This window comes from Dietzia sp. E1, assembly GCF_014145015.1.
Taxonomy (GTDB): Bacteria; Actinomycetota; Actinomycetes; order Mycobacteriales; family Mycobacteriaceae; genus Dietzia; species Dietzia cinnamea_A.
Genome location: NZ_JAALDU010000281.1, coordinates 1 through 7,077 on the forward strand (window position 1 = coordinate 1; position 7,077 = coordinate 7,077).

7 protein-coding genes are annotated in these 7,077 nt (G+C 70.1%); 6 read left to right on the forward strand and 1 reads right to left on the reverse strand.

The features are described 5' to 3' along the window. The 6 genes from G6030_RS10130 to trpS all read left to right on the forward strand — a co-directional run. Positions 1–1,192 (forward strand): MFS transporter (locus tag G6030_RS10130; protein WP_241724285.1); only part of this gene is annotated, 1,192 nt, incomplete at its 5' end. 77 nt (positions 1,193–1,269) lie between these two features. Continuing rightward, complete coding sequence (locus G6030_RS10135) at positions 1,270–1,941, forward strand: hypothetical protein (protein WP_007628557.1); 672 nt, start codon at positions 1,270–1,272, stop codon at positions 1,939–1,941. A 187-nt stretch (positions 1,942–2,128) separates the two neighbouring features. Next, a complete protein-coding gene (locus G6030_RS16745) occupies positions 2,129–3,040 on the forward strand; it encodes an ImmA/IrrE family metallo-endopeptidase (RefSeq protein ID WP_182643026.1) in 912 nt (303 codons plus the stop codon). A gap of 116 nt (positions 3,041–3,156) precedes the next feature. Further along, a complete protein-coding gene (locus G6030_RS10145) occupies positions 3,157–4,011 on the forward strand; it encodes an exodeoxyribonuclease III (protein ID WP_182643027.1) in 855 nt (284 codons plus the stop codon). A gap of 105 nt (positions 4,012–4,116) precedes the next feature. Beyond that, complete coding sequence (locus G6030_RS10150; RefSeq protein WP_182643028.1) at positions 4,117–4,590, forward strand: PPOX class F420-dependent oxidoreductase; 474 nt, start codon at positions 4,117–4,119, stop codon at positions 4,588–4,590. Between the two features lie 27 nt (positions 4,591–4,617). Continuing rightward, a complete protein-coding gene (gene trpS / locus G6030_RS10155; protein WP_182643029.1) occupies positions 4,618–5,664 on the forward strand; it encodes a tryptophan--tRNA ligase in 1,047 nt (348 codons plus the stop codon). A gap of 304 nt (positions 5,665–5,968) precedes the next feature. Here trpS and G6030_RS10160 read toward each other — a convergent pair whose 3' ends face one another. After that, positions 5,969–6,976, reverse strand: a complete 1,008-nt coding sequence (locus tag G6030_RS10160; protein WP_182643030.1) for an RNase H family protein — start codon at positions 6,974–6,976, stop codon at positions 5,969–5,971. Positions 6,977–7,077: the final 101 nt, after the last annotated feature.

Sequence of the window (7,077 nt, forward strand, 5' to 3'; positions counted from 1 at the left end):
CACCGCGGGGCCCGCGCCCACCGCCCGGCGGGTGGCGGCGGCGATCCTCGCGCTCGCGCTGGGCGGGTTCGGCATCGGCGTCACCGAGTTCGCCGCGATGGGTCTGCTGCGCTCGATCGCGGACGGGTTCGGGCTCACCGAGCCACAGGCCGGCAACGTCATCACCGCCTACGCGCTCGGCGTGGTGGTGGGCGCGCCGCTGCTCACCGTGTGGACGTCGCGGTGGCGCCGGCGCACCCTGCTGCTGGTGCTCATGGCCCTGTTCACCGTCGGCAACGTGGCGGCGGCCTTCGCGCCGACCGCGGAACTGCTGGTGGTCGCCCGCTTCGTCGCCGGCATCCCGCACGGCGCGTACTTCGGGGTCGCCTCACTGGTGGCGGCGTCCCTCGCGGGACCGGGCAGGCAGGCGCGCGCGGTCTCCCAGGTGTTGCTGGGCCTGTCGGTCGCGAACGTGATCGGTGTCCCGGCCGCGACCTGGCTCGGGGAGTCGATCGGGTGGCAGTCGGCCTTTCTCGCGGTCGGGGTGATCGGCGCACTGACCGTGGCGGCCATCCTCGTCGTCGTCCCCGAACCCACCGGCACGGTGGTCGTGCGCGCCCGCGAGGAGCTGGCCGCCCTGGCGCGGCCACAGATCCTCGCCACGCTGGCCGTGGGCTGCGTGGGCTTCGGCGGGATGTTCGCGATCTACACCTATATCCAGTGGACGATGGTCGACGTCGCCGGGATCGACCGCGCGTGGATGCCCGCCGTCCTGGCCGTCTACGGGCTGGGCATGGTGGCCGGCAACATCGTGGGCGGGATCGTCGCCGACCGCGACCTCGACCGGGGCCTCGTCGGCATCGCCGCAGTGATGACGCTCGTACTGGCGGGGTTCGCGCTCGCCGCGCATCACCCCGTGACCGCGGTGATCGGTCTGTTCCTCGTGGGGACCACGGGCTCGGCGCTCGTGCCCGGGCTGCAGTCGCGGCTCATGCGGCACGCCGGCCGCGGGCAGACGCTGGCCGCCGCGCTCAACCACTCGGCACTCAATGCCGCCAACGCGCTCGGCGCCTGGCTCGGCGGGGTCGTGATCGCGTTCGGGTGGGGTTACACCTCGCCCGCCCTCGCCGGTGCCGCGCTGGCGGCGCTCGGGCTGGCGATCCTCGTCGTGGCCGTGCGGTCGGTGCGCAAGGGAGAAACCGCGGCGCCCTGAAATGTCGTAGCCGTCTGAGAAGGTGCGGGCACGCGGCCGGGACAACCGGCTTTCGTCACCACACCGAGAGGCTGACCATGGGGAATGCAGCGCAAGCCACGCCCGGGCGTCCGGCGTCGAAGGAGATCCTCGGACGCCTGGGAATCTCGGAGCGAGCTGTAGTCGAGGCGGTTCGAGACGGTCTCGCCGAAGGGCTCGCCCTCGATCCCGCGGCGCCGAAGATCGCTCCGGGTTTCTACGCTTGGGCAGGGACGGTCGCGTCGATCCGGCGCCACCTGGCGACCGACGGCTGGAAGCTGGCGGACAAGCAGAATCTGCCCACGATCGTGTCGCCGAACGGGCGTGTGCGCCTCATCGTGGCGAGCGGCGACTCGGGTACCGGTGACCCCGAGGCGATTCCGTCGACGTCCAACCCGAAGGGGCGTGCTGTGGAAGAACACGTCCGATCGAACGATCCCGGGCGGCATCAGCAGATCCAACTGGCTCTGGACATAGACGTGGAGTCGAACCGAGACGGAGCGGGTGCGTGTCAGACGTGGATGCTTCTGTACCGGCACGACATCGGGACGCAGGCGAGCGTTGCTGAGGTGTCGCTCCCGCTGGATATCGAGGGTGGCAAGGTGACCCGGTGGGGCGACCGTGCAATCATCGATACCCCCATGCAGTTCTCGGCCATGGAAGTGAGGGCGACCGATGTCTCCGCGTTCGACGACGTCGACTTCGAGATCCACGCCGCAGGAGAAGGCTGATGGATCCAGGCTGGCCCTCGCCCGGGTACGCGCCGGTCTGACCCGGCGAGAACTGGCGGACGTGGTGGGAGTCGCGGGGTCGACGGTTCGGACATGGGAGGCCACGGGCGTTCCGGTGGGGCGATTGGGCGCCCTTTCGGCAGCGACAGGGGTATCGCGGGCCTTTCTCGAGCTGGACGAGCCGGACGTGCTTGAGCCGGATTTGATTTACTTTCGATCGCGTCGGTCGGCGTCGACGTCGACGCGAGCTGCGGCAGCGGGGGACGGGCTCGTCGGAATCGAGTTCTACAGCGCGCTCGCGAGGCGCCTGACATTGCCCCGGGTTGATGTGCCGGTGTTGTCCGAGGTGGGCGATCCGGAAGAGGCCGCACGAGTGCTGCGGTCGGCATGGACGTTGGGTCCGGGACCCCTGCCGAATCTGGTGCAGCTCGCGGAGGCGCACGGGGTGCGAGTGATGGGCCTGCAGGGACGGTCCGCCGACGTCGATGCCTTCAGCCTGTGGCGTGACGGCCGTCCATACGTCTTCCTCTCCCGCCTGAAAACCCCGGAGCGATCGCGATTCGACCTCGCCCACGAACTCGGCCATCTCGTTCTCCACGCACATGAGCCATATCCCACGGCCGAGTGCGAAAAAGAGGCTGATGCGTTCGCGTCCGAGCTTCTCCTCCCGACGCTCACGCTGCAGAGCGAGGGACTGCCAGAGGTGGGACTGGACCCGCTCATCGCCGGGAAGCTCAGATGGGGTGTGTCCGCGATGGCGTACGTCTCGGGCCTTCGGCGGGCCGGGGTGGTGGGGGATTCCTCGATCACCAAGATGTTCCGCGATCTCTCGGCGAGGGGCTTCCGACGTGCGGAACCGGGCTCGTCGATGCCGTGGCCCCGATCCAAGGTGTTCGACGCCGCCAGGGAGATCCTGGGGCGGTCGATCGTGGAGGATCTCGCAGCCGAGACCGGACTCTCGCCTGACGACATAAACACCCTCACCTTCGGCCAACTCCTTGCCGTGGCTCGACCTGGTGCTCCCTCCACTCCGGGCACGGAGCCGGATGAGGGCGATCGTCACGCGAGTGGGTTCCGGTTGGTCGTCGGGGGCGCTTAGCCCCGGTTTCCAGTGGCACGACGTCCGACACTGCCGCTGCACCGGTGCCCCGGGTTGGGTCCGGCGGTCGGAGGCGGCCTGATCCCGGCCCGGCCGTGTTGGAGGGGGTGGCTACGATGGCGGCCGTGAGTCTCACGGTCAGCACTGTCAACGTCAACGGGATCCGCGCCGCCGTCAAGCAGCGTTCGGAGACCAACCTCGGATTCCTGCCCTGGTTGGAGAGCAGCGGGGCGGACGTCGTCGCCCTCCAGGAGGTGCGCGCGGACGAGGACCAGACCCGCAAGGCGCTCGCCCCCGCGCTCGACGCGGGGTGGCACCTCATCGGTTCGGCGTCGTCGATGAAGGGCCGTGCCGGCGTGGCGCTGTTGTCCCGCCAGGAGCCGTCGGACGTGTGCGTGGGTTACGGCGATCCGGAGTTCGCCGAGTCCGGACGCTACATCGAGGCCGTCTACCCCGGCGCGGTCGACGGGGAGACCGTCACGGTGGCCAGCCTGTACCTGCCCTCGGGCTCGGCCAACACGCCCAAGCAGGACGAGAAGGACCGGTTCCTCAAGACGTTCAGGGAGTTCCTCGCCGAGCGCGCCGCCGAGCTGAAGAGCCGCGAGGGGCACGAGATGATCATCTGCGGCGACTGGAACATCGCCCATCGCGAAGAGGACCTTAAGAACCACAAGGGCAACCACAAGAGCTCGGGCTTCCTGCCGCACGAGCGGGAGTGGATGACCGACGTGTTCGCCGACGGCAGCGGCTGGACGGACATCGTGCGGCACCGCCGCCCCGACGAGGTGGGCCCGTACTCGTGGTGGAGCCAGCGCGGCAAGGCCTTCGACAATGACGCGGGCTGGCGCATCGACTACCAGGTGGTGTCCGACGGCCTCGTGGACCGCGCGGTGAAGGACTGGGTGGACCGCGCCGAGGCGTACGACATGCGGTGGTCCGACCACGCGCCGGTGACCGTCGTCTACGAGTGACGGCGCCCGGGGCGACGAGTATGACGACGACGACGAGGGCGTCCGTACCGGGCGGGCCCGCGATCGCGGATGCCGCGTGGCGGGCGGACCCGTAGCCTCGGCGGCATGCCGAAGTACGCGACCGCTGAGCACCCTGATCGAGCGGGACTCGAGGAGTTCCTCCGCCCGCGTCACCGCGCCGTCCTCATCACCCGCAAGTCGTCGGGGGGCCTGCAGTCCTCACCGGTGACGTGCGGCGTGGACACCGAGGGGCGGCTCACTGTGGCCACCTATCCGCAGCGGGCGAAGGTGCTCAACATCCGGCGCGACCCCGCGGTGAGCGTGTGCGTGCTCTCTGACGACTTCAACGGCCCGTACGTCCATCTCGACGGCCGCGGGGAGATCATCGACCTGTCCGACGCGGTGGAGCCGCTGGTCGACTACTTCCGCAGTGTCGCCGGCGAGCACGACGACTGGGACGAGTACCGCGCCGCGATGGTGCGCCAGGGCAAGTGTCTCATCCGCGTGACGATCGACGACTGGGGTCCGATCGCCACCGGCGGTTTCCCTCCGGAGATGGCACCGCCCGCGGAAGGCTGATCGGGGCCGCGTGGGATGATGATGGCCATGTCTGAGCCGTCCTCCTCCGCAGCTCCTGCCAAGCGTCAGCGTGTCCTGTCCGGTATCCAGCCCACCGCCGACTCGTACCACCTCGGCAACTACCTGGGCGCCGTGCGGCAGTGGGTCGAGCTGCAGGACGACCACGACGCCTACTACTTCATCCCGGACCTGCACGCGATCACCGTCAAGCAGGACCCCAAGGAGCTGCGCGAGCGGGTCTTCCGCGGCTGCGCGCAGCTGCTCGCGCTGGGCGTGGACCCGGCGCGCTCGGTGCTGTTCGTGCAGTCGCACGTGCCCGAGCACGCCGAGCTCGCCTGGGTCCTGGGCTGTATCACCGGCTACGGCGAGGCCGCCCGGATGACGCAGTTCAAGGACAAGGCCGCCAAGCAGGGCACCGACGGCACCACCGTCGGCCTGTTCACCTACCCGGTGCTCATGGCCGCTGACATCCTGCTCTACCGCCCGCACCTCGTGCCGGTGGGGGAGGACCAGCGCCAGCACCTCGAGCTCACCCGCGACCTGGCGATGCGGTTCAACTCCCGCTACAAGAAGACGTTCGTGGTGCCCGAGGGCAAGATCCTCGAGGGTTCGGCCAAGATCTACGACCTGCAGGACCCCACCGCCAAGATGAGCAAGTCCGGCGAGAACCCGAAGGGCATCGTCAACCTGCTCGACGACCCCAAGGTCTCCGCCAAGCGCATCCGCAGCGCGGTCACCGACTCCGACGGGAACATCCGGTACGACCGCGAGATGAAGCCCGGCGTGTCCAACCTGCTGGCCATCCAGTCCGCCTTCACCGGGCGCGCGATCGCCGACATCGTCGCCGACTACCAGGCCGCCGGGGCCGGCTACGGCGCGCTGAAGACCGACACGGCCGACGCCCTCGAGGCGTTCGTCACCCCGCTGCGCGGACGGTTCGACGAGTACATGTCCGACCGCGCCGAGCTCGAACGGATCCTCGCGGACGGCGCCGAGAAGGCCCGCGCGGTCGCCGGCCCGGTCCTGTCGCAGGTCTATCAGGCCGTCGGCTTCACCGCGCCCCGCCGGGGCTGACCCGGCCATCGGCGCGGCCGCCGACCATACAACACCTGTAGCGCGGTCGAAACGCCGACGTCACACTACATCCCTAGAGTCGGCTCCAGCTCGTCAGGGATAAAGAATCTGACGGGTCAGTTCCAGAACACCACCTGAGAAGGAGTCACATCATGGGTCTAGTTGCCGGTCTCATCGGAATCGTCGGCGATCTCCTCCATCTGCTGCTGGGTGGTCTGTAGGCGCGCACCGCGCACAAGGAGGGCGCCCCTCACCGGACGCGGTGGGGGGCGCTCCTCTGCGTACGGGGCCGGACCGGCGGAGATCAGGCCTCGCGGGTGGCCTGCTGGTAGACCTGCTTCCAGTCGTCGCCGAACCGCTGCCACAGCGAGCTGCCCAGCGAGACCTCGCCGCCGGGGGCGGTCGCGCGCCACAGCACGAGGACCGCGTCGTCGCCGAGCCGCCGGGTCTCGGTCACCTCGAGATCGACGTCCTCGACGGACTCGTCCGCGTCGCCGAGCTGGCGGCGGGTGCGGGTGCGGCCCGAGGCGTCCACCTGCCGCCACCGCACGTCGAGCAGCCGCGTGAGAGTGCGGCGGTCCCGGCGGACGGCGTCGGTCAACAGGGAGCGTTCGAGGTCGACGACGAGGTCCTCGATCGCGGGGCCGGCGGCGGAGGAACTCCTGTTCTCGTCCGCGGGACCGGCCGAGGTGTTCGCGTCCAGGGAGAACAGGTCGGGCTCGGACTCGGCCGCAGCCCTCGTCGTCGTCGCCCCGCTCGTCCCCGACGCTCCCGCGGACGGCGACCGCCGGGCGGCACCACCCGCGGCGGGGGGAACGGCCGGGTCCTCGCCCGCGCCCACGTCCCGTGCACCCGGGAAGCCGGGCCCGGGCTCGGGCTCCTTGCGCGACGAGTGCGCCTTGGCGGCGCCGTTGGCCAGGGCGTCGGCCTTCTCGTTGAGCTCGTGGCCGGCGTGGCCCTTGACCCACTCGAACGTCACCTCGCGACCCTGCATGGCCTCGTCGAGAGCCTTCATCACCTCGACGTTGAGCACAGGCTTGCCGTCGGCCTTCTTCCAGCCCTTGCGCTTCCAGCCCTTCATCCACTTGGTGACCGAGTTGATGACGTACTGGGAGTCGCACAGGATGTGCAGCGGCTCATCCGAGTGGGCGGTCTGACGCAGCAGGTCCAGCACGGCGGTGAGCTCGCCCTGGTTGTTGGTGCCGCGCTTCCAGCCGCCGCAGCGCCAGGTCGAGTCGTCGATGTACCAGGCCCAACCGGCGGGGCCGGGGTTCCCGAGAGCGGAGCCGTCCGCGGCGGCGATGATCGTCACGACATGCGATCCTGCCACCGTGGCCGGCGCCACAGCGCACCGGCCACGGCGGGGCGGGGCTCACGCGCCGCGGGGCGACGGCTCGAGCGCTGCGGGGCGAC